Raw genomic sequence first — 474 nt, 5'->3', positions numbered from 1 at the left:
TTAGGCTGAGGCCATGGATTTCTCCTTCGAGTACACCTATGACAGCCAGTACTTCCCGGAGCAGCCAAAGGAACTTCACGAGAAGATCGCCACAACGGGAACCCATCACAAGAAGTGGCATCTGGCCGGCCGCGACGACCTGTCGCCGGAAGTCATCGCCATCCTGGCCCAGGACTCCGACCCGAGCATCAGGGAGAGTATCGCCACCAACCATCTGACCCCGACCAGCGTTCTCGCGTCGCTTGTCAGCCAGCACCCGGACCAGATTCCGGCGGCCTCGATACATGAGAACGCCCCGGCAACGCTCAAGGACGTGGCCCCGATTCACCGGCAAATGGACGGGTCAATCTATCAGTACCTCAAGGACAAGGAAGCCACCGAGGACGAATCCGTCCGGTTCCGGAAACAGCGGGATCGTCTGATCCGTCAGCACATGAACCGGCTGAAGAAGGCCCGGCAGGGGTTGTCGCCGGA

General features: G+C 60.5%; 1 pseudogene. It reads left to right on the top strand.

Annotated elements, in window-relative coordinates:
• Nucleotides 1–13 precede the first annotated feature (13 nt).
• A pseudogene (locus ARGLB_RS21730) lies at nucleotides 14–474 on the top strand (hypothetical protein); the annotation flags it as partial.

The sequence above is a fragment of the Arthrobacter globiformis NBRC 12137 genome (assembly GCF_000238915.1).
Taxonomy (GTDB): Bacteria; Actinomycetota; Actinomycetes; order Actinomycetales; family Micrococcaceae; genus Arthrobacter; species Arthrobacter globiformis.
The sequence above is the reverse complement of the archived record's forward strand: the minus strand, read 5'-3'. Positions and strand labels throughout refer to the sequence as shown.